The sequence below is a fragment of the Sulfitobacter donghicola DSW-25 = KCTC 12864 = JCM 14565 genome (assembly GCF_000622405.1).
GTDB lineage: Bacteria > Pseudomonadota > Alphaproteobacteria > Rhodobacterales > Rhodobacteraceae > Sulfitobacter > Sulfitobacter donghicola.
Map to the genome: position 1 here is coordinate 225,960 of NZ_JASF01000005.1, position 21,972 is coordinate 247,931.

Sequence of the window (21,972 nt, forward strand, 5' to 3'; positions counted from 1 at the left end):
CAGCTTTCTTGGTCTGGCCCTATTGCCGCCCGATTGCGCAGCTAACCCTAGGTTCAAGGCCTAGAGGTAGCGAGCAGGGGCAAATCCATGCAAGACGATTTTGAAAAGCGGATGAAGCGCATAAATGCGCGCAGGACTACGCCGCCGCCGCTGCCCCCTGCCGCCCCAAAGGGTCCGCCGCCTCTACCAAAACCCCAGCGCAAAAGGTCTAAGGTTTTTCTAATCGGCATCGCTGTGACCGTTGTGCTGGTTGTCGGCATTGGTAGCATCGGCACGGCTTACTACTCGGGAATAAGTGGTCTGCTTGGGACTGATCTAAAGGGATCGATGGCCAGTATTCTGTCGTCGGATGGTCCAAGCCCCCTTGGCAGTAAACTCGCCAAGGACGCCAAGATGGCCTATATTCTAAACAGGTATGAATCTGGCAAAATTACCAAAGAAGAGGCGGTAAAGATGCTTCACGATGCGGGAATTGAACTACGCTAGCGCCCCCTCATCACAAGCCCGAGAGGTGTGCTGCTTTTCCCCTGCACCGCGAATTTTCCCCGCAACTCGGGGCTTTGCAACCCTCAGTTACTGCGTTAACCTCTCCCGAACTGTATTTCAGGGAAAAAAATGATGCATTTTGCAAAGAAACTTGTGCTTGCTGGCACGTTTATAGGTCTGTTCGCCACCCCAACCCTCGCTGCGCAATGTGGTAACGATGCTGGTGGGTTTAACGCATGGAAATCCGCCTTTGCTGCCGAGGCGAAAAAGGCTGGCGTCAAACAGCGCGGCCTTGATGCGCTTGCCAGCGCCCAATACGCCACAGGAACGATCAAGGCGGACCGCAACCAGAAATCTTTCAAATACACGCTTGATAAATTCATGAAAGTGCGCGGCTCAGCGACTATCATCAGCCAAGGCCGCAAACGCAAGGCCAGCAATGCAGGCCTGTTTAATGCGTTGGAAAAGCAATACGGCGTGCCAGCGGGTGTTCTTTTGGCAATCCACGGGATGGAAACCGGCTTTGGCGGCTTTATGGGCAGCTCCAAAATTGTATCAGCGATCACCACGCTGGCCTATGACTGCCGCCGCTCGGATTTCTTTGTGCCACATGCTGTTGGCGCGTTGATGTTGGTTGATCAGGGATCAATCACCAGCAACACCAAAGGCGCCAAACACGGCGAATTGGGCCACACACAATTCCTTCCCGGCAATGCGCTGCGCTATGGCGTAGATGGCAATGGCGATGGCCGTGTTGATCTGTACAACCAGACCGATGCGATGGCTTCGACTGCGAATTTCTTGCGTAAAAAGGGCTGGAAACCTGGCCAAGGTTACCAAGAAGGCCAGCCGAACTTTAAGGTGATCAAGCAGTGGAATGCTGCAACGGTCTACCAGCAAGCGATTGCAATTATGGGCGCCAAGATCGACGGCTAAGCCCCCTTACTGATCTGAAATGTCACACAGACCCCGGCCCTTTGCGGTCGGGGTCTTGCGTTGTGGGGGGATGCACCCTATCTGGGCATCAAGGGTCAGGCCCCTGCCGTTCGCAATTTGGTGAAGTCCTGTCAAAAACATTCAAGTCCTCAACCACACCGATACGTGGTCCTTAGGCAACGCGAACACCTCAAGACGCACGCAATTGGAGTGATGGACAATGACACAAATACCCTCCCGCGATGTGCTGAAAGCACAGGCAAAACGCCTGCGCGCGGATATGAAAGAAAAAGGCACAGAAATGACCCATGCCGCCTCGCTGGAAACAGTGGCGCATCAATGGGGCATGCGCGATTGGAACACGCTGGCGGCAAAAGCTGATGTGAGTGAGATCCAATGGTACCCTGGGCAACGGGTTTCGGGCCGTTACCTTGGCCACAAGTTTGACGGGATCATCAAGGCTGCGCGCCTTGCCTCGTCGGGGTTTTGGTCTTTGACGGTTCGGTTTGATGAAGCTGTTGATGTGGTGGAGTCCCAGCTCTTTACCTCGTTGCGTCAGCAGATCAACACAACCGTTAACGCCCAAGGGGTATCGCCCCAAAAAACATCAGATGGGCAACCGCATATGGTGTTGAACACCCCTTAAACGGACTGCGCGCCAGTACTTGCTGGCGCGCATTTTACGTGCGCACCACATAGGTGTGGATCGAAAAAACAACGGCCTGTGAAATCGGCATCCGCACAAGGCATTGCCGTTCGGATCGGATAAATGGCGCTGCTGTTTCGTCTGGGGTAATGCGGCGCGGGCTGCTGGCTGAGCGTGGCTGGTGCAGCTCTGGGTCGTCATACCACAGGCGGTTAAACCGCCACAAAGGCCGCCCGACCCGCACACCATCAAACAGCCGCTGTACCCGTTTGGCAAGTTGCGCATCGTATTCTTCGACGGGTTCATGTATCGCGATCAAAGGCTTACCCGCCTTTTCCGCCAGCCTCCAACTAGCGGGGAAACACAACACAGCCCCCACCAGCACATGTTCATCGCCTTCTTTGCGCAGCAGGCAAAAGTCTTCTTGAACCAATTGCCCTAGCGTTTTTAATGGCGCATGGCGGTCTATCGTAACGTCGCGCCCATCGGGGCATGTCACCCGCCCATGGCCAAGCGAAAACCCCAAGTCAGGCAATAGTGGTAGCACCTCATCCAGCAGTTCCTGCCCAACGGCAAGCGCGCTAGGGTCCATCCACAGCACATCCCCTGTCTGATGTTCGATCAGCTCCAAACGCCGCTGCATTTGCGCGCCGTAGGCTTCATCGACGCGCAACCAGTCGTGCGGCGCGGCCGGCGCAATACCGGGAAGGCTAACCTGCGCGGTCATCTCTTCGGGAAGGGTATCTTGAACAATCTCGGTCATATCGCTTCATACCCCGCCCCCCAACCAGAGGCAAAAGCGACATCTCTGCGTGTCGTATTTCGCAATGCATGCGTGCAAATTTGCGGCACGCTGGGGCAAAGGGAGCCATAAAAATGAACAACCATTACCGTGAAACCCGAAAAATTGACCCATCCAAAGGCGCTGACCTGCCTGACGGCTCGCCCAATGACGCGAACCGCGTGGAAATTGGCCCAACTCAGTTGGCTTTTCGCGAATGGGAGGCCGCGGGACTGGGCCTGCCCAACCTGACCAAGATGCGTGAATACCGTTGGAAGAGGCTGACCCAGCACATCGTTGATCGGGGCTATGGCGGGTTGCTGATGTTTGATCCGCTCAACATTCGCTATGCGACCGACAGCACGAATATGCAGCTGTGGAACACCCACAACCCGTTTCGCGCCGTCTTGCTGTGTGCAGATGGGTATATGGTGATCTGGGATTATAAAAACTCACCCTTCCTAAGCGAATTCAACCCCTTAGTCCGCGAACAACGATCAGGTGCAGACCTGTTCTATTTCGATCGCGGAGACAAGATCGGTGAAGCTGCTGACGTATTGGCCAAGGAAATTCACGCGCTGATCCAACAACATGGCGGCGGTGAAAAGCGGCTGGCCGTGGATAAGATCATGCTGCACGGGCTGCGATCACTTGAGCGGGCCGGTTTCGAAGTCATGGACGGTGAGGAAGTCACAGAAAAATCCCGCAGCATCAAAGGCCCCGATGAAATCCTAGCCATGCGTTGCGCCAGCCATGCCTGTGAGGTTTCGGTACGTGCGATGGAGGATTTTGCCCGCGCGCATGTCCCTCTTGGCCAGACTTCGGAGGATGACATCTGGGCGGTTCTCCACGCCGAAAACATCCGCCGTGGAGGCGAGTGGATCGAAACGCGGCTGCTTTCCTCTGGTCCGCGCACGAACCCGTGGTTTCAGGAATGCGGGCCTCGGATCGTGCAGAACAATGAAATCATCAGTTTTGATACGGATCTGGTGGGCAGTTACGGCATTTGCGTGGATATCTCGCGTAGTTGGTGGATCGGCGATCAATCCCCCCCGCCCGATATGGTTTACGCGATGCAACACGGGGTCGAGCATATCATGCAGAACATGCAAATGCTTAAACCCGGTGTGATGATCCCAGAACTGTCGGCAAACACGCATGTCTTGGACGCGCAATTTCAGGCGCAGAAATACGGCTGCCTGATGCATGGCGTGGGCCTGTGTGACGAATGGCCGTTAGTCGCCTACCCCGACAAACTGGTCGAGGGTGCCTATGATTACCCGCTAGAGGCGGGCATGGTGCTGTGTGTCGAGGCTTTGGTCAGCCCTGAAGGGGGCGATTTTTCCATCAAATTAGAGGATCAGGTTTTGATCACCGAAGACGGGTTTGAGAACCTCACCAAATATCCATTTGATGAGGCGTTGATGGGCGGCAGCGCCAGCTAACCTATTGGCCCAGCGCCTGCGCCAGATCATCGATCAAATCACCCGCATCCTCGATCCCGACGGACATGCGCAGCAGACCTTCGGGGATTCCTGTGTGCGGCTCAATCGTGTGGCGATGCTCGACCAGACTTTCGACGCCGCCCAGCGATGTGGCGGGGTGAAACAGCTGCAACCGTTTCACCGCGCCCAGCGCCTTTTCTGCCCCGCCCTTCACAACAAATGACACCAGCGACCCATAGCCGCCCTTCATCTGCTGGCTGGCCAAGGCATGGCCATCGTGGGTTGGCAATCCGGGATAGAGAACGGTTTCCACGCTGGGATGATCGCTGAGGTATTCTGCCAGTTTCATTGCATTGGCCGACATCCGCTCCACCCGCAGCGGCAAAGTGCGCATCCCGCGCATGAGCAGCCACGCCTCAAACGGCCCCAAAACCGCACCCGCGGCGTTACGATCATTGCGGATGGCTTGCCATATGTCGCTTTGCGCGTCCCGACAGCTCAGCGCGCCGGCCAATACATCCGAATGGCCATTCAGGGCTTTGGTGGCGGAATGCATGACGATATCCGCACCAAAGGATAATCCTTGCGTGATTATTGGTGTCGCCGTTGTCAGATCGGCGACCAATACACCCCCCGCCGCATGCACAGCTTGCGCGCAGGCTTGTAGGTCAACAATGCGCAACCAAGGGTTTGAGGGGGTTTCGACCCATGCCAGCGCTGGCTTGTGCTCGGCGCAGGCGGCTTGGAATGAGGCGGTGTCGGCGGCCTCTACCTCGATCAAGGTGATGTCGCGGCGGGCGCAAAAATCGCGAATCCATGCGGTAGTGCCCCAATAGATCTGCGATTGAACCAACACGCTCGCCCCTGTCGCGAGTGTTCGAAATACGGCGGCGACGGCGGCCATACCCGACGGGAAAACCATCGCATCGGCTGCGCCCTCTAGCTGGGCCAGTATTTTTTCGGCCATTTGGCCGTTTGGCGCATGGGAACGTGAATACACATTGCCGTCAACAGCCGGTTCATAGTTGTCATCGCGGACAAAAGTTGTCGCGGGATGAATGGGAGGGACAACCCCCCCTGTTGCATCATCCAGCAAACCAGCCGCCTGAGCAGCAACGGTTGCGGGTTTGAAATTTTCCATTTTTTTCGGGGACATGGCAAGGGCTCCGCAGTGTTTCACAGCCAAGGCTGTTTGTCGGGACACTAGGCTGTGCCAAAGCTGCGTGCAAACAATCTGTCACGCCCCCGTGAAGCCTGTGACAATCCCTTGAACCTTCCGCGCCCTTGCGCCACCTTTATCCTGAAAAAAGGAGGCACAGCATGGTCGCCCAACGCATTACATTCCCCGGACATGACGGATCACAGCTATCTGCTCGTTTGGATTTACCTACTGGACCGCATGTTGCGACAGCAATTTTTGCGCATTGCTTTACCTGTGGCAAAGACATCCCCGCAGCACGCCGAATTGCCGCGCGTCTGGCGGCCATGGGGATTGCTGTATTACGGTTTGATTTCACGGGCCTTGGCCATTCCGAAGGCGAGTTTGAGAACACCTCCTTTTCCAGCAACGTCGATGATCTGATTGCTGCTGCAACTTGGTTGGCACAGGAAAAGATGCCCCCGAGCCTGCTGATTGGCCATTCATTGGGCGGGGCCGCGGTGATCAAGGCGGCCAGCATGTTAGACGGCATCAAAGCGGTGGCGACCGTCGGCGCCCCGTTTGACCCAACCCATGTGCGACACCACTTTGCCGATGCGCTGCCTGAAATCGCAGAAAAAGGCTCTGCCAAGGTTTCCTTGGGCGGGCGACCGTTTTCCATTGGAAAGACCTTTATCCAAGACACAGGCGCCGAGGTTTTGACCCATGTGCTGGGGCATTTGAACGCTGCTTTGCTGGTCATGCATGCGCCGCTGGATCAGGTGGTCAGCGTGGATAGCGCCGCGCAGATTTTCATGGCCGCCAAACACCCCAAAAGCTTTGTTTCACTGGATAATGCCGATCACCTGATCACCAAAGCAGACGATGCAGAATACGTGGCCGAGATGATCGCCTCATGGTCCACCCGCTATATCGACCGCCCGCTTCCTGCGCCCCCCATCGGCACGCCCGAAGGTATCGTACGTGTGAGCGAGGCAGACCCTGCCGGTTTCTTGCAAGACATTACATCAGGCAGCAATGTTCACCTGCTGGCGGATGAGCCACTGGCCTATGGGGGCACCAATAGAGGCATGTCACCCTATGGGTTCCTCTCGGCCAGCCTCGGGGCCTGTACCTCGATGACGATCCGTATGTATGCGCGCCGCAAGGAGTGGCCGTTGGAAAATGTGCGCGTTGATGTGAGCCACGACAAGGTCCACGCGCAAGACGCCGCAACTGGCGCTCAGGACAAAATCGACAATTTTGTGCGATCGATCACCCTTACGGGCCCTGAACTGACTGCCGAGCAGCGCGAGAGGCTGCTTGAAATCGCAGATCGCTGCCCCGTTCACCGCACGCTCGAGCGTTCTTCGACGGTTACGACCTCTTTTGCGGATTAATCAACAAAGGCCCCTTCGGTGATTTCCCCCAAGGGTCCGATAAAACGAATGTGGCCTGCTTTGCCTTCCATGTCATAGCAGGCCCAAATATCTTGAGGGGGCCAGAGGCTGCAATATTGATCACCGCGCACCGCCCAATAGCCCCAGCTATCGCGCCCCGCATTGTACAGCGTCTTGCCGGATGCGCGGAATTCTTGCCAAGCGGTTTCATATTGAACGCGCTGATCCGTCAAGGTTTCGCTGATCTGTGCTCCGCTCATCGAATGCCAATGATCCTCCTGTGCCAGCGCGGCAGATGCCGTCAAAGCCAGATATAATGGAATAATAAGCCGCATCAGCGCTCTCTCACCTTGTTCTTCAACCCTGCACAGTCTATTGCGCCCCTGTCCCTTGCATAGTCACAAAAAGGTGTTCCGATGATCCCCCGCTATTCCCGCCCTGAAATGGTCTCTATCTGGTCGCCTGCGACCAAATTCAAAATCTGGTATGAGATCGAGGCGCACGCCTGTGATGCAATGGCCGATATCGGCGTGATCCCCCGCGAAAATGCCGATGCCGTCTGGAAAGCAAAAGACGTCGAGTTTGACGTAGATCGCATTGACGAAATCGAAGCCGTCACCAAACATGACGTCATCGCCTTCCTGACGCATTTGGCCGAGCACGTCGGCAGCGACGAGGCGCGTTTTGTTCACCAAGGCATGACATCCTCTGACGTTCTGGACACATGTTTCAACGTACAGCTGACCCGCGCCGCAGACATCCTGATCGCCGACATGGATCTGCTGCTGGCCGCGCTCAAGCGCCGCGCGATTGAGCATAAAGACACCGTGCGTGTGGGCCGCAGCCACGGCATCCACGCCGAGCCAACAACAATGGGCCTGACATTTGCGCGTTTCTACGCCGAAATGGACCGCAACCTGACGCGCCTGAAAACAGCCCGCGAAGAAATCGCCACCGGTGCGATCTCGGGCGCGGTTGGCACATTTGCCAACATCGATCCCGCGATTGAGGAACACGTCTGTGAAAAGCTGGGCCTCTCGCCCGAGCCGATCAGCACCCAAGTTATCCCGCGTGACCGTCACGCGGCCTTCTTTGCGACCCTTGGCGTGATTGCATCCTCTATCGAAAATGTCGCCACCGAAGTGCGCCACATGCAGCGTACCGAAGTTCTGGAAGGGGCTGAATTCTTCTCGGCGGGGCAAAAAGGCTCTTCCGCGATGCCGCACAAAAAGAACCCAGTATTGACCGAAAACCTGACAGGTCTGGCCCGCACAATCCGTATGGCCGTTATCCCTGCGATGGAAAACGTGACCCTCTGGCACGAGCGCGACATCTCGCACTCTTCCGTTGAGCGCGCGATTGGCCCTGACACAACAATCACCCTTGATTTTGCGCTGCACCGCCTGACAGGTGTGATCGACAAACTGCTGATCTATCCTGACAACATGCTGGCCAACATGAACAAATTCAGCGGCCTTGTGATGTCTCAGCGCGTGTTGCTGGCCCTGACACAGGCCGGTGTGAGCCGCGAAGACAGCTATAAGCTGGTTCAGCGCAACGCGATGAAGGTTTGGGACCACGGCAAAGATTTCAAAACCGAGCTGCTAGGTGATGAAGAGGTTTTGGCCGCGCTAAGCGTCGAAGAAATCGAAGAAAAATTCGACATGGGCTACCACACAAAGCACGTTGATACGATTTTCAAACGTGTTTTCGGTGACTAAACGCTAATCGGTTTTCCGCCGATTTTCTTGCAAATTTGACTGAACGGCGCGATTTCCTTTGAAATTGCGCCGTTTCGCATTACCCTAGGGAAACATTATCCAGAGGAGTAATACCGATGAAGATTGTACTTTCCACTCTTGCGTTGATCCTACTACCCGTGATGAGCTTTGCCGAAGGGTGCCGACATGATCAGCAGGCCATGACCTGTGCCGCTGGTACTGTTTACGACGCCGACAGCCATAGCTGTGTTGCCACAACGGGTTAACCTCTGACAGCACTAATACCTTCAAACTAAAATGTGATGCGGCGTGGGGCCATCTGACCTTTACCATGCCGTAATGGGTATTAGGTATTATGGCACAGGACTTTCTTAACTTCGGAGCTTTCATGCGGTTACTTCTTTCCACGGCCCTCGCCCTCACCCTCCCCTTGGCTGCCTTTGCGGCTGGTGATGAAACAGCACCGCCCAAAAAGCCAAAATGCGAGAGCGGTTTTGTTTATGATAAAAAGACCAAATCCTGCATCAGCGAAAACGGTCACACACTGGATGTGGACACTTTGTACCAAGAGGTCCGTTCGCTTTCTTATGACGGGCGTTACGCCGATGCGCAGGTTTTGTTGGCACAGATGCCCGCCGATGATGACCGGACCCTAACCTATTTGGGCTTTACCCACCGCAAGATGGGAAACACCGACGCGGCGATGACCTATTATGCCCGCGCATTGGCCCGCAACCCGGGCAATATTCTGGCGCGCTCCTATATGGGTCAGGGTCTCGTTGAAGATGGAAACATCTCTGCCGCTCTGGAACAGCTACGCCAGATCCGCTCCCATGACGGCAAAGGCACATGGGCCGAAGCCTCCCTAAGAACGGCGATTGCCACGGGCCGTACGTTTAACTGGTAAGACCGATTGAAATGATGCGGCGCGGCAATCTGCTGCGCCGTTTTTCTTTTTTCATTTTCCGCTGGGTGTTTCAGCCGATTTTTACTTTTGTCACCGATTGTTTGGGGATCACTCTCTAAATGAACCGGTGCCCATGAACGATCTTTCCACATTCCCCTCTTCCGTCCCCACCACCACCAGCACTGGGGCGCGCATTGTGCCGCAACCCCTTTTGAGCAAACGCGCAAAGGCGGCGATTGTTGTGCGTCTTTTGATCAATGAAGGCGCCGATATCGCGTTAGAGGAACTGCCCCCTGAATTGCAGGCCCAACTGACCCAACAGATGGGCGCGATGCGGGTTGTGGACCGTGTGACCCTTGCATCCGTTGTTGAAGAGTTCACCGAGGCGCTTGAATCCATCGGGCTCTCTTTTCCTGGCGGGATGGCTGGCGCATTAGATGCGCTAGACGGGAAAATCGGCCGCGAGACCGCCGCGCGGTTGCGCAAAGAGGCAGGCGTGCGCGCCGCAGGTGATCCGTGGAAACGCCTGCGCGCCCTTCCCGCAGAGGATTTGGTGGATATCATAAAGAACGAAAGCACAGAAGTCGCTGCCGTGCTTCTTTCTAAATTGGATGTTCCTGTCGCCGCCGGATTGCTGGGCAAGATTTCTGGCCCCGAAGCGCGGCGCATCACTTATGCGGTCTCTCTGACGGGGGATGTTACGCCCGAAGCCATTGATCGCATTGGCATATCTCTGGCTGCGCAACTGGATAACAAAAAGGAATCTGTTTTTGGAACCGGCCCTGCCGAACGGTTGGGCGCCATCCTCAACTCCTCCTCCACGCCAACCCGCGAAGATGTCTTATCCGGCCTTGAAGAAACGGATGAAATTCTGGCAACTGCCGTGCGCAAGGCCATCTTTACCTTTGGTAACATCCCTGCACGGATCACACCGCGCGATATCCCACGGATCCTGCGCGAGGTCGACGGCGGGGACTTGCTCACCGCGATGGCAGGGGCTGAAGCCGCAGGCTTTGCTGATGCGCGTGATTTTGTTCTTGAAAATATGTCAGGCCGCATGGCGGATCAGCTGCGGGAAGACATGGCAGAGGCTGGAAAAATCAAACCCGCCGTCGCGGACGAGGCGATGTCGTCCTTTGTTTCGGTCATCCGAGACATGGAAAGCAGAGGCGATTTGGTGCTGATCGTCGAGGAAGAGGATGAGGACGAATAAACCCGCTCTTGTTGGATCGGATGCCAGTGTCTATGTCTGGCATTCGATAATTCATAGCGTCAGGTCCACATGTCCTCCTCAGCCCCAAAAGATAAATCCGGTTTTTTCCGCACAACCGGCCACTATCTAAGTAATCTGCTGATTGTTGGGCTGATCAAGGCGGCGCTTGCCCTCCCCTATCAGATACGCATTCCTTTGATGGGTAGAGTTGTGCAATGGGGTATTGGCCCATTGGCCGGATATCGCCGCCGCGCATTAAACAATCTCGCGCTAATCTGGCCCGAAATGCCAAAGCAGCAGCGCCAACAGATTGCGGGCAAGTGCCTCAACAATGTCGGCCGTAGCTTTATCGAAAACTACTCGGCCGCTGATTTCCCCAAACGCATGTCGACAAACAATATCACCGGTGAGGGTGTCGCGGCGCTGGATGCGGCTGTGGCCTCGGGAAAGCCTGTGATCCTTGTGACGGGCCACTACGGGAATTATGAGGCCACGCGCGCAGCATTGGTTGCCCGCGGGTTAAATATTGGCGGTCTCTATCGCGATATGAAAAACCCCTATTTCAATGCCCATTATGTAAAAACTATGGAGGCATTTGGCGGGCCAGTATTCCCCCAAGGGCGTCGCGGCACGGCGGGTTTTGTCAAACATCTGAAAAGCGGCGGGCAGCTGGTATTGCTGTTTGATCAACATGTCTTTGGCGCGCCAGCATTTGATTTTCTGGGGCAGCCAGCAAATACCGCGCTTTCCGCGGCCGAGCTGGCCCTGCGGTATGACGCTGCGTTGATCCCGTTTTATGGTATTCGCCAACCAGATGGCTTGACCTTTGAAACGGTTCTTGAGGCCCCGATCACCCCATCAGATGCGATGACCATGACCCAAGAGATAACCGACAGTTTGGCCGCCCGCGTCAACCAAGACCCAACCCAGTGGTTTTGGGTTCACCGCCGCTGGCGCCCGCAAAGTTAATCGACGCGCACAGCGCCAATAATTGCACCGGCATTCGCTTCCTGAACCAGCACAACAACCGGATCATCATTGCGAACATCCAAAGTCATTGTCAGCGCATCCGCCCCATCCCACTGTCCGGCAAGCTGCCAATCATGGGCGATATTCGAATACTGAAGCGTATTGCCGCGGTTTTCTCCGCGGGTGATCCTTGTTTTATGCGATGGCAGAACCTGAAGCACATGAACCTCCATCGGGGCAGCCCCCGTTGTTGGCACGCTGCCCTCCACCTTAACCGTGGCGCCATCACGCACCGCCTTTAGCTCCATCAGGGGTGCTTTTGCCTTATGTTCTGCAATCGCTTTGGACAATGCTTTGGGTTTGGCGCCCACGATATCGGTCTGCCCTTGGACGATCATTTCCGGAGTATAGATCGTTCGACGCCCCGCTTTATTTGCATAGTCGCGTTGCCGTTTAGCATGTCCAGCATCGCCAAATTCATCTTTCCAGCCGATGTAATCCCAGTAATCAACGTGCAAAGCGATGGCGATCACGTCATCCCGACCGCTTAGTTCGGCTAGCATCGCATCCGCTGGCGGGCAGCTTGAACACCCTTGGGACGTATATAGTTCTACGACAACGGGGTGTTGGTCAGCAAATGCGGGCGCAACAATGCTGGTAGAAAGGGATAGAGCTACGCCTGTCAGGATATTCGTAATTTTGGACATGTGATTCCGATCGTGGCTGTTGTGCTAATGTACCTAGCAACTGCTATTTGAAATAACCAATCAAGGTTTCGAGAGAGTATGTAATCGGTCCATATGGCCAAAGTGAGGAATATTTGGTATACATTGGTATACCAACGCAAGAGGTTTTCCAAGAAAACCGTATCTGAGACGCAGCTCACCCGTTAATATCGACCTGTAGCCAAACCCGAATCCGGAGCCACATATGCCAATCATCGTCGGTCAAGATACTGCAAACACACGCAAAACCGTAACCGCAGGCGATCAAAGCATCGCCTATTACTCAATTCCTGCCGCTCAGGCTGCTGGGCTGGGCGACTTTTCCAAACTACCCGCCGCGCTAAAGGTGGTGCTGGAAAATATGTTACGTTTCGAAGATGGCAAAACCGTTACCGTTGATGACATCAAAGCCTTTGGCACATGGGCCGAAAACGGGGGGCAGAACCCGCGTGAGATCGCCTATCGCCCTGCCCGCGTGTTGATGCAGGATTTCACAGGCGTTCCAGCGGTTGTCGATCTGGCCGCGATGCGCGACGGTTTGGTCGCCCTTGGCGGGGATGCCGAACAGATTAACCCGCTCAACCCTGTGGATCTGGTCATCGACCATTCGGTGATGATTGACGAATTTGGCAATCCGCGTGCGTTCCAGATGAATGTGGACCGCGAATATGAACGCAACCTTGAACGCTATACCTTCCTGAAATGGGGGCAAAAAGCCTTTAACAACTTCCGCGTTGTGCCTCCGGGTACCGGCATCTGCCACCAAGTGAACCTAGAATACCTGTCGCAGGCCGTTTGGACAGATACCGACCAGAACGGAGCCGAGGTTGCCTATCCCGACACATTGGTCGGCACCGACAGCCACACCACCATGGTGAACGGCATGGCCGTGCTGGGCTGGGGCGTTGGCGGGATCGAGGCCGAGGCCGCGATGCTGGGCCAGCCGATTTCGATGCTGATCCCCGAGGTCATCGGGTTTGAACTGACTGGTGAAATGGTTGAAGGCACCACAGGGACCGATCTGGTTCTGAAGGTTGTCGAATTGCTGCGCGCCAAGGGCGTGGTGGGTAAATTCGTTGAATTCTATGGCGCGGGGCTTGATCACCTGCCGCTAGCGGATCGTGCAACGATTGCAAACATGGCGCCTGAATATGGCGCGACCTGTGGCTTCTTCCCGATCGACGGTGAAACCCTGCGTTATATGCGCACCACAGGCCGTGACGAGGCGCGCATCGCCCTTGTCGAGGCCTATGCAAAAGAGAACGGCATGTGGCGCGATGCCAACTATGCGCCGATCTATACAGACACGCTGTCTTTGGACATGGGCACAATTGTTCCAGCGATTTCCGGCCCCAAGCGGCCTCAGGATTTCGTCGCCCTAACCAATGCCAAAGCCGCCTTTGCCCAAGAGATGGAAAACACGTTCAAACGTCCCATGGGCAAGGAAGTGCCTGTTGAGGGCGAAGAGTACACGCTGGAATCCGGCAAGGTTGTGATCGCTTCGATCACCTCCTGCACAAATACGTCCAACCCCTATGTGATGATCGGGGCTGGGCTGGTTGCGCGCAAGGCGGCTGCTTTGGGGCTGGATCGCAAACCATGGGTAAAGACCTCTCTTGCCCCTGGCTCTCAGGTGGTGAGCGCCTATCTAGAGGCCGCAGGGTTGCAGGAAGACCTTGATAAGGTCGGCTTTAACCTTGTTGGCTATGGCTGCACGACCTGCATCGGGAACTCGGGACCGCTTCAGCCCGAAATCAGCAAGGCCGTGAATGACGGGGATTTGGTGGCAACCTCGGTCCTGTCTGGCAACCGCAACTTTGAAGGGCGGATCAGCCCCGATGTGCGCGCCAACTATCTGGCCTCGCCGCCGCTGGTGGTTGCCTATGCTTTGGCGGGCACCATGGATATCAACCTTGCAAGCGATCCAATCGCCCAAACGCCCGATGGCAAAGACGTCTATCTGCGCGACATCTGGCCAACCACGCAAGAAGTGGCCGAACTGGTCGAGCAAACCGTCACCCGCGAGGCCTTCCAGACGAAATACGCCGATGTATTCAAAGGTGATGAAAAATGGCAGGCCGTTGAAACCACGGATGCCAAGACATACGATTGGCCCCCTGCCTCGACCTATGTGCAAAACCCGCCCTATTTCCAAGGGATGAGCAAGGAACCCGGTGTGATCACCAATATCCAAGGCGCCAAAGTGCTGGCCGTTTTGGGCGATATGATCACTACCGACCACATCAGCCCCGCGGGCTCCTTTAAAGAGACCACACCCGCAGGCCAATACCTGCTGGACCATGACGTGCCTCTGCGGGAATTCAACTCTTACGGCTCACGGCGCGGCAACCACGAAGTCATGATGCGCGGCACCTTTGCCAATATCCGTATCAAAAACGAAATGCTGGAAGGTGTTGAGGGGGGCTATACCAAAGACGCGGATGGCAACCAGACGTCAATCTTTGACGCCGCCATGCGCTATCAGGAAACGGGCACGCCTTTGGTGATCTTTGGCGGCGTGCAATATGGTGCGGGCTCCAGCCGTGACTGGGCGGCCAAAGGGACGGCCCTGCTGGGTGTAAAGGCCGTGATCGCCGAAAGCTTTGAACGTATCCACCGCTCGAACCTTGTGGGGATGGGCGTGATCCCGTTTGAATTCACCAATGGCGATAGCCGCAAATCGCTGGGTCTGACGGGGCAAGAAAGCGTCAGCATCACTGGCCTCGACACGATCAAACCACTCGAGGAAGTTCCCTGCGAGATCACGATGGCGGATGGCACGGTCAAAAACATCATGATCAAATGCCGTATCGATACCGCGATCGAGATTGAATACATCGAGCACGGCGGCGTTTTGCACTATGTTCTACGTGACCTTGCCAACAAAAGCGTCGCGGCGGAATAATCGCCCTTAACACCCTGAAAAGGCCCGCGTTGTTCATCGCAACGGGGGTCTTTTGCACGGGCGATGCCCCTGCGTCATTACAGCATGCCCTGCTGTTCCAGCTTGTCCTTATGCCTAGAATATGAACAGGTGCGCCCGACCTAATTAACCAGTTCTAAGGAGGCCGCGAAAAAATGAGCGCGACCGCACGTAAAACCGCCCCGATGCCGCAGGATATTCTGGCTCGCAAAGGGGGCACCCCTCTAGTCAGTCTCACCGCCTATACCACGCCTATGGCGCAGGTGATGGATGGTATCTGTGATTTTGTTCTTGTGGGCGATTCTGTGGGCATGGTTTTGCATGGCCTCACCTCTACGCTGGACGTCACCCTAGATATGATGGTGCTCCACGGCAAAGCGGTAAAGCGCGGGCTGAAACAATCCATGATGGTCATCGACATGCCCTTTGGCAGCTACGAAGAAGGCCCCCAACAGGCGTTTCGCAATGCCGCCCATTTGATGCGCGAAACGGGCGCTGGCGCTGTGAAACTGGAAGGCGGTGTTGAGATGGCCGAAACGATTGCCTTCCTCACCAAACGCGGCATTCCCGTGATGGCCCATATCGGCCTGACGCCTCAGTCGATCCACACATTGGGCGGTTACAAGGTGCAGGGCCGCGGCGAGGCTGCCGATCAGATGATGGCGGATGCAGTGGCCGTGGCCAAGGCTGGTGCTTTCTCGGTTGTCCTTGAAAAGGTTCCCGAAACATTGGCCGACCAAATCACCGCAGAGGTTGCGATCCCGACCATTGGCATCGGCGCTTCGGCCAATTGCGATGGGCAGATCTTGGTTGTTGATGACATGCTGGGCCTCTTCACCGCGTTCAAGGCCAAGTTTGTAAAACGCTTTGCCCAGCTTGGGGATGACGCAAAACTGGCTGTGCAAGCCTATGCAGACGAGGTTCAAGCGCGCAGCTTTCCCGCGCCCGAGCATGTTTTCTCAGATAAGAACCCAAACACATGAAGCCTCAGATCATCCGCACGCTGGCTGAACTGCGCCAGATCGTAAAAGACTGGAAAGCCGCTGGCGAAACCGTTGGGGTTGTCCCGACGATGGGGGCGCTGCATCAGGGGCACCTTAGCCTTGTGCGGGCAGGCAAAGAGGCCTGCGACCGTGTGATCGTCACGATCTTTATCAACCCCAAACAGTTCAACAATCCTGACGACTATAAAAACTATCCGCGCACCGAAGAAGAGGATGCGAGGAAGTTGGAAGCGCTGAAGGCTGACGTGGTTTATGTCCCCGATGGCGCGCAGATGTATCCAGCTGGTTTTGCCTCAACCGTTTCGGTCGAAGGCGTCACCGAAGGTTTGTGCGGTGCGCATCGCGCGGGGCATTTTGACGGCGTCGCAACCATTGTGACCAAGCTGTTTACCCAAACGCAGGCTGACAAAGCCTTTTTCGGGGAAAAGGACTATCAGCAGCTGCTGGTGGTTAAGCGGATCGCAACTGATCTGGACCTACCGATCGAGGTCATCGGCTGCCCGACCATCCGCGAAGAAGACGGTCTGGCCATGTCATCCCGCAATCTGCTGTTGTCTGATCGCGCGCGCACATGGGCCCCTGAGATGAACCTCGCCATGGAGGAACTGGCCGAAAAGCTGCGCGCCGGTGGCGACTGGGACGCGCTGAAGGCCGCCGCGATTTCGCGCATGGAACGTGCAGGCTTTACTGAGGTCGAATATCTGGACCTCCGCGCCGCTGACAACCTAGAGCTGCTAAGCGCGCCCGACCGCCCTGCGCGTCTGCTCGCCGCCGCTTGGCTGGCGGGGGTGCGGCTGATTGATAATATCGCTGTGGGTTAAACAGATCCGGAGAAGCGGTTAAACGCTTCTCCGATGATGTTACTGACCTTGGGCCGCCAAAAGGGCGGGCAAAAAGCGTTGTTCGTAATCGCTGCCGATGAGAGGTCCGGCAAAGCGGAAAAGGATCGTGCCATCCCCATCTAGGATAAAGGTTTCTGGCGGCGCGGTGACACCCCAATCAATGGCTGTCCGCCCCTCTGGGTCAAAGGCCACGCCAGAAAACGGGTTATCATCGTCGATCAGATATTTGGTGGCGGCGCGCGCGGTATCTTTGAAATTGATCCCCACGATGTTCATACCATCTGCCTGCATTTCCAACAGCTTTGGGTGTTCTGCACGGCAAGGCGGGCACCAGCTGGCCCAAAAGTTCACCAGCGTGACCTCACCCGTCGCCAACATATCCGCTGTTGCCTGTGGGAAATCCGCCAGACCTTTTTCTGGAATATTAGGCGCGGCTTGCCCCACCAACGTAGAAGGCAGCCCATCAGGATCGTCGCGAAACATCCCCACAGCCGCCAACCCGACAAAAGCGGCAAAGATCAGCGGTGGGGCGATCATAAGCGGATTAACCTTTGCCATGGCGGGCCGTCTCCTCTTCCATTTGGCGCAGGGCTGCGCGTGCTTTGGCGCCGCTGCGCAGGGACAAAACCAACAGCCCCGCGATCAATCCAAGTGAAATGCCATAAGCACCCAAGACTTCGGCGGCGTATTTTCCAAGATCAGGCATCATGCTTTCCCATCCAAACGAATACTCAGCGCACGCGCGCGGCGTTTAGCGATTTCGGTGCCGGTGCGGTACAAAACCAGCGCCAGAAACAACAGGGTGAACCCTGCAATCGAGATCACCAGCGGGAGCCAGAACACGTTTGAGATATTCTCTTCCTTGTCCAAGCTCAGCGATGCCCCTTGGTGCAGCCCTTGGCTCCAGAACAAAACCGCGTAACGCGACAGGAGCGCAAAAACCGATCCCACAAGGCAAAGAACCGAGGTCAGATCCGCCGCCGTGTCAGGGTCTTCGACAGCTTCCCAAAGGGCGATGTAGCCGAGGTAAAACAGAAACAGGATCAGGAAAGACGTCAGGCGCGGATCCCATGCCCACCATGTGCCCCACATCGGCTGGCCCCAAATTGCGCCTGTCACCAGCCCGATCACGGTCATCACCAGCCCAACAGGTGCCGCTGCTTTTGCTGCTAGCGCGCTCACGTGGTGGCGGCGCACCAGCCAGACCAGCGAGGTGATCAACATCATGATCCACGCGTTGATGGCGATCCATGCTGCGGGGACGTGGATATAGATGATCTTTACGGTTGATCCTTGGCGAAAGTCGTCCGGCGTTCCAAAGAACCCCCAAGACAGGCCCACAAAGATGCCAATCGCCGCCGCCGCCCAAGCAAAGGGCTGCACGCGGGCGCTGAGCGCCAAAAACTTTACCGGATTTGCATATTCCCAAAGTGACATATGAGTTATTTAGTACTCCGTGTAAAAAGGCTCAATGGTTAAGCGGGTGATCATCTAATTGTCATCCGCAGGGCTGCAGCGGCTGCAAAGGGCAAAAGCGCAATACAGCCAAGGCTGATCCCTGCCAAAAGAAACAGCGGCGTTTCAGCGGCCATGCCCGTGGCGCCCCTGCGCGCGGCTTCGGCCCCAAAAATCAAGGTCGGAACATATAGCGGCAGCACCAAGAGCGACATCAACAGCCCGCCGCGTTTGATCCCGACAGTAATCGCCGCGCCGAAGGTGCCGATCATCGACAAGGCCGGCGTGCCCAGCAGCAGCGATATGATTAACCATGAAAACCCTTGCGGTGGTAGGTTCAGCAACACGCCCAGAACGGGCGCTGCGATGACCAGCGGCATTCCCGTTGTCATCCAATGCGCCAGCCCTTTAACAGCCAATGCCGCCTCAAGCGGCAGCGGCGCCGTGGCCAGAACATCCAGCGTTCCATCCTCGAAATCCAACGCCAGCAGACGGTCCAGCGACAACAGGCAGGCCAGCAACGCCCCCAGCCACAAGACGCCCGGCGCAATCGAGGTCAGCAGCGCGCTTTGTGGTCCGACGCTAAACGGAACAAGGACAACAAGGATCAGAAAAAACGCAAGCCCCAGCCCAAAGCCGCCGCCAGCGCGAAAGGCCAGCCTGAGGTCTCTGATCAATAACGCAATCACAAGAATGCCTCGTCGCTTGCGCCATGCATCGCCTGAACCTTTGCGCGCAGCGGGGTTACGTCCAAAACATCGGCGTCGATGCCCAGATCGATATGCGTGGCCAATACCGCCAGACCACCGCCCTGCAGATGCGACCGCACGGCAGCGGCAAATAATGATACCGCATGCGTGTCCAACGAAACCGTCGGTTCATCCAGCACCCAAATGGGCCGCCCCGTCACCATCAGACGCGCCAGCCCTGCGCGGCGCTTTTGCCCAGCTGATAGGGTTCCTGCCAATCGATCCGACAGCGGCGTTAGCTCATAGGCGTTGAGCGCTGCGGATATGTCCGTTTGGCCGTAGACCGCGGCCCAGAACCTTAGATTTTCCGAAACGCTCAGCATGGCCTTCAAACCATCTGCGTGCCCTGCATAGGCAACGGCGTCCGCGCCCCCTTCGATCTCACCCGATAACACAGGTTGCAATCCGGCAATGCTGCGCAGCAACGTCGTCTTGCCCGAGCCATTAGGCCCGCGCAAAACCAAAGCCGCCCCCGCGTCGAGCAAAAAGGAAACCCCGCTAAGCACAGGCACCCCGCCCCGCGCGACAGCCACATCTGTTAATCGTAAACTCATCCGTTAGATCGGCAACATGGCAAGGGCAACGCGGCGGCCTTCGCTCAGCAAAACATTATAGGTGCGCGCCGCCGCAGGAGAGGCCATCGCCTCAACCCCGACGCCCGCCTTTTCAAGCTGCTCTCTCAAACCCGTTGGCAGATGGGCAATCTCGCTGCCGGTTCCGATGAAAATCACATCGGTATGGGCCGCTAGCGCCTCTAACGCGGGGATGTCATCAAACCCGCCCCATGTCCGTGTACCAGATGGTGCTGTGATCACTGCCCCCTGAATAACCTGCCCGCCAATGCGAAAAAAGCCGGGGCCGTAGCCTTCGACCGGTTTGGCATCATTAAAGACAATTTCATTCAGGCGCATGGGTTATCCTTTCCACAGCGGCAGACCCACAATAGCCGATACTGCGATCACGAGATAGGCCACGTTGCGAAAAACCTTCTCGGCGGATGGGTCAAAAAGACGCGCTCCGATCACATTTGCGATCATATTGGGGATGCCGATCATCAGACCAAGAATGACAATAGGGCCGCTTAACAAGCCCATGAACCAAAGCATCCCAAACAAGAGAATATCCAAAGCCGTGAGATACAACAGGAAATTGGCGCGGATCACCGCGATGGGCAGTTTGCTGGCCATATAAAGCATGATCACGGGGGGACCAGGTAATCCGACAACCCCCATCATGAACCCACCCAAGGTTCCTGCAGCAACCGTAAGACGATGCGTCAGGGCCCCCTTTAACCGCCAACCAGAAACCGTAAGCGCCAACAAAGTGATGACAGCAATGGAAACGATCCAGCCAAATTGGGTTTCATCCATCCCGCTAAGCAGCCAAATCCCTATGGGTAACCCAATCACGGCCCCCAAAATCAGGCGCCCAACATCTTTTGGGGTGCCTTCACGCCACGCGGCGGGCGCATTGGGAATTGGGCCGATGATTTCGGCAGCGACCAGAAAAACCACTGCCTCGACAGGGGGCAAAACCGAACTTGCCACTGGCATGATGATCATCGCCGAGCCAAAGCCCGCAAAACCGCGCACCACGCCTGCAACACAAACCGCTATGATCAGCCAGATCAAACCTTCGGTAGCAAAGACCGAAGAAACGATATCAGGCATCAATATTTGCGTATTGGTTACCTGCGTTCATATCCGGTTTGGACCAGTCGCGTTTCACACCGAAATACAGCAATGCAGCGGTTGCCACAAAGATGGATGAATATGTACCCACAACGACACCCCAGATCATCGCAAAGACGAACCCACGGATCACATCACCGCCCAGTACAAACAGGGCAATCAATGCCAGCAGTGTCGTTACCGAGGTCATGAATGTCCGGCTGAGCGTTTCGTTGATCGACATGTTCAGCACCTCTTTCAGAGGGCGGCTTTTGTATTTGCGCAGGTTTTCACGCACGCGGTCAAACACAACAACCGTATCGTTGAGCGAGTACCCAACAATGGTCAGCAAAGCCGCGATAATCGCCAGATCAAAGCGGATTTGCAGGGCCGAGAAAACGCCAATGGTCAGCGCAACATCATGCACCAGCGCCAGAACCGCTCCGGCTGCAAACTGCCATTCAAAGCGCAGCCAGATATAGATCAGAACCGCGCCGATCGCCAAAGCAACCGCAAGGATCGCCGTATTGATCAGCTCGCCCGACACTTTGGGGCCAACAGATTCAACCGAGATGAATTTGATGTCAGGACGCACGGTTTTTAGCGCGCCTTGAACGCTGTTGATCACATCTGTGGTCACTGCCTCTTGATCGTCTTGGGCCTGAATGCGGATCATCGCGACGTTTTGATCTTCGCGAAATTGGGGATCAAAAACCTCGGTGATTGTGATGTCACCCAACCCCAATGGCGCGATTGCATCGCGGTATTCCGAAACGCTCACCTCCAGCGGGCTTTCCGTGCGGATGGTCGTCCCACCGCGGAAATCGATGCCAAAATTCAGCCCTTGGGTCAAAAAGGACGCAAGCCCTACCAGCACCATGAGCGCCGATACCCCCACCCACATTTTCCAGCGGTTGAAGAAATCAAAATTTGTGTTTCGTTTGACCAGTCTCAGACGCATA

The 21,972-nt window shown here is 56.1% G+C and carries 25 protein-coding genes; 13 read left to right on the forward strand and 12 right to left on the reverse strand.

The window, feature by feature from the left end:
- Positions 1-87 precede the first annotated feature (87 nt).
- The 3 genes from Z948_RS0102060 to Z948_RS0102070 all read left to right on the forward strand — a co-directional run bounded on the left by Z948_RS0102060 (position 88) and on the right by Z948_RS0102070 (position 2,068).
- Entirely contained in the window at positions 88-486 is a 399-nt protein-coding gene (locus Z948_RS0102060; RefSeq protein ID WP_025057916.1) for a hypothetical protein, read from the forward strand.
- A 129-nt stretch (positions 487-615) separates the two neighbouring features.
- Positions 616-1,422 (forward strand): lytic murein transglycosylase, encoded by an 807-nt coding sequence (locus tag Z948_RS0102065; protein WP_425427099.1) that lies wholly within the window; start codon positions 616-618, stop codon positions 1,420-1,422.
- A 220-nt stretch (positions 1,423-1,642) separates the two neighbouring features.
- Positions 1,643-2,068 (forward strand): glyoxalase superfamily protein, encoded by a 426-nt coding sequence (locus Z948_RS0102070; RefSeq protein ID WP_025057918.1) that lies wholly within the window; start codon positions 1,643-1,645, stop codon positions 2,066-2,068.
- A 34-nt stretch (positions 2,069-2,102) separates the two neighbouring features.
- Here Z948_RS0102070 and Z948_RS0102075 read toward each other — a convergent pair whose 3' ends face one another.
- Positions 2,103-2,831, reverse strand: a complete 729-nt coding sequence (locus tag Z948_RS0102075) for a heme-dependent oxidative N-demethylase family protein (RefSeq protein WP_025057919.1) — start codon at positions 2,829-2,831, stop codon at positions 2,103-2,105.
- Between the two features lie 113 nt (positions 2,832-2,944).
- On the opposite strand from Z948_RS0102075, the gene dddP reads away from it, so the two are divergent.
- Positions 2,945-4,294 (forward strand): dimethylsulfonioproprionate lyase DddP, encoded by a 1,350-nt coding sequence (dddP, locus tag Z948_RS0102080; protein ID WP_025057920.1) that lies wholly within the window; start codon positions 2,945-2,947, stop codon positions 4,292-4,294.
- A 1-nt stretch (position 4,295) separates the two neighbouring features.
- Here dddP and Z948_RS0102085 read toward each other — a convergent pair whose 3' ends face one another.
- Positions 4,296-5,450 (reverse strand): trans-sulfuration enzyme family protein, encoded by a 1,155-nt coding sequence (locus Z948_RS0102085; RefSeq protein WP_025057921.1) that lies wholly within the window; start codon positions 5,448-5,450, stop codon positions 4,296-4,298.
- Positions 5,451-5,614: 164 nt separating this feature from the next.
- Here Z948_RS0102085 and Z948_RS0102090 point away from each other — a divergent pair, with 164 nt between their 5' ends.
- Positions 5,615-6,832: a bifunctional alpha/beta hydrolase/OsmC family protein gene (locus Z948_RS0102090; protein WP_025057922.1), complete on the forward strand. Its 1,218-nt coding sequence runs from the start codon at positions 5,615-5,617 to the stop codon at positions 6,830-6,832.
- Here Z948_RS0102090 and Z948_RS0102095 read toward each other — a convergent pair.
- Positions 6,829-7,167: a hypothetical protein gene (locus Z948_RS0102095; protein WP_025057923.1), complete on the reverse strand. Its 339-nt coding sequence runs from the start codon at positions 7,165-7,167 to the stop codon at positions 6,829-6,831. The genes Z948_RS0102090 and Z948_RS0102095 overlap by 4 nt on opposite strands.
- Before the next feature lie 81 nt (positions 7,168-7,248).
- Here Z948_RS0102095 and purB point away from each other — a divergent pair, with 81 nt between their 5' ends.
- From purB to Z948_RS0102125, 5 genes are all read left to right on the forward strand, one after another.
- Positions 7,249-8,553, forward strand: a complete 1,305-nt coding sequence (gene purB, locus Z948_RS0102100) for an adenylosuccinate lyase (protein ID WP_025057924.1) — start codon at positions 7,249-7,251, stop codon at positions 8,551-8,553.
- Between the two features lie 116 nt (positions 8,554-8,669).
- The gene (locus tag Z948_RS18860; protein WP_156023491.1) at positions 8,670-8,819 is read left to right on the forward strand and encodes a hypothetical protein; all 150 of its coding nucleotides are present in this window, start codon (positions 8,670-8,672) and stop codon (positions 8,817-8,819) included.
- A gap of 122 nt (positions 8,820-8,941) precedes the next feature.
- Positions 8,942-9,460 carry a tetratricopeptide repeat protein gene (locus Z948_RS0102110; RefSeq protein ID WP_025057925.1) on the forward strand — a complete coding sequence of 173 codons (519 nt, stop codon included), beginning with the start codon at positions 8,942-8,944 and terminating at the stop codon, positions 9,458-9,460.
- A 133-nt stretch (positions 9,461-9,593) separates the two neighbouring features.
- The gene (locus Z948_RS0102120; RefSeq protein ID WP_025057926.1) at positions 9,594-10,673 is read left to right on the forward strand and encodes a flagellar motor switch protein FliG; all 1,080 of its coding nucleotides are present in this window, start codon (positions 9,594-9,596) and stop codon (positions 10,671-10,673) included.
- 69 nt (positions 10,674-10,742) lie between these two features.
- On the forward strand, positions 10,743-11,642 hold the full coding sequence (locus tag Z948_RS0102125) for a lysophospholipid acyltransferase family protein (protein WP_025057927.1): 900 nt from the start codon (positions 10,743-10,745) through the stop codon (positions 11,640-11,642).
- On the opposite strand, the gene Z948_RS0102130 is transcribed toward Z948_RS0102125, so the two are convergent.
- Entirely contained in the window at positions 11,639-12,349 is a 711-nt protein-coding gene (locus tag Z948_RS0102130; RefSeq protein WP_025057928.1) for a DUF1223 domain-containing protein, read from the reverse strand. The genes Z948_RS0102125 and Z948_RS0102130 overlap by 4 nt on opposite strands.
- 223 nt (positions 12,350-12,572) lie before the next feature.
- On the opposite strand from Z948_RS0102130, the gene acnA reads away from it, so the two are divergent.
- From acnA to panC, 3 genes are all read left to right on the forward strand, one after another.
- Positions 12,573-15,272, forward strand: coding sequence for an aconitate hydratase AcnA (gene acnA / locus Z948_RS0102135; protein WP_025057929.1), 2,700 nt, complete (start codon positions 12,573-12,575; stop codon positions 15,270-15,272).
- A gap of 173 nt (positions 15,273-15,445) precedes the next feature.
- Positions 15,446-16,273 carry a 3-methyl-2-oxobutanoate hydroxymethyltransferase gene (panB, locus tag Z948_RS0102140; protein ID WP_025057930.1) on the forward strand — a complete coding sequence of 276 codons (828 nt, stop codon included), beginning with the start codon at positions 15,446-15,448 and terminating at the stop codon, positions 16,271-16,273.
- Positions 16,270-17,115 (forward strand): pantoate--beta-alanine ligase, encoded by an 846-nt coding sequence (gene panC / locus Z948_RS0102145; RefSeq protein WP_025057931.1) that lies wholly within the window; start codon positions 16,270-16,272, stop codon positions 17,113-17,115. The genes panB and panC overlap by 4 nt, the downstream gene beginning before the upstream one ends.
- 39 nt (positions 17,116-17,154) lie before the next feature.
- On the opposite strand, the gene Z948_RS0102150 is transcribed toward panC, so the two are convergent.
- The 8 genes from Z948_RS0102150 to secF are packed head-to-tail and all read right to left on the reverse strand — an operon-like array spanning position 17,155 to position 21,971.
- A complete protein-coding gene (locus Z948_RS0102150) occupies positions 17,155-17,694 on the reverse strand; it encodes a DsbE family thiol:disulfide interchange protein (protein ID WP_025057932.1) in 540 nt (179 codons plus the stop codon).
- On the reverse strand, positions 17,681-17,842 hold the full coding sequence (gene ccmD, locus Z948_RS0102155) for a heme exporter protein CcmD (RefSeq protein WP_081784080.1): 162 nt from the start codon (positions 17,840-17,842) through the stop codon (positions 17,681-17,683). The genes Z948_RS0102150 and ccmD overlap by 14 nt, the downstream gene beginning before the upstream one ends.
- A complete protein-coding gene (locus Z948_RS0102160; protein ID WP_025057934.1) occupies positions 17,842-18,573 on the reverse strand; it encodes a heme ABC transporter permease in 732 nt (243 codons plus the stop codon). The genes ccmD and Z948_RS0102160 overlap by 1 nt, the downstream gene beginning before the upstream one ends.
- Before the next feature lie 50 nt (positions 18,574-18,623).
- The gene (gene ccmB / locus Z948_RS0102165) at positions 18,624-19,280 is read right to left on the reverse strand and encodes a heme exporter protein CcmB (RefSeq protein WP_025057935.1); all 657 of its coding nucleotides are present in this window, start codon (positions 19,278-19,280) and stop codon (positions 18,624-18,626) included.
- Positions 19,277-19,894 carry a heme ABC exporter ATP-binding protein CcmA gene (ccmA, locus tag Z948_RS0102170; RefSeq protein WP_025057936.1) on the reverse strand — a complete coding sequence of 206 codons (618 nt, stop codon included), beginning with the start codon at positions 19,892-19,894 and terminating at the stop codon, positions 19,277-19,279. The genes ccmB and ccmA overlap by 4 nt, the downstream gene beginning before the upstream one ends.
- Before the next feature lie 3 nt (positions 19,895-19,897).
- Complete coding sequence (locus tag Z948_RS0102175; protein ID WP_025057937.1) at positions 19,898-20,251, reverse strand: Mth938-like domain-containing protein; 354 nt, start codon at positions 20,249-20,251, stop codon at positions 19,898-19,900.
- Positions 20,252-20,254: 3 nt separating this feature from the next.
- A complete protein-coding gene (locus tag Z948_RS0102180; RefSeq protein ID WP_025057938.1) occupies positions 20,255-21,010 on the reverse strand; it encodes a sulfite exporter TauE/SafE family protein in 756 nt (251 codons plus the stop codon).
- Positions 21,003-21,971, reverse strand: coding sequence for a protein translocase subunit SecF (gene secF, locus Z948_RS0102185; RefSeq protein WP_025057939.1), 969 nt, complete (start codon positions 21,969-21,971; stop codon positions 21,003-21,005). The genes Z948_RS0102180 and secF overlap by 8 nt, the downstream gene beginning before the upstream one ends.
- Between the last annotated feature and the right edge of the window lies 1 nt (position 21,972).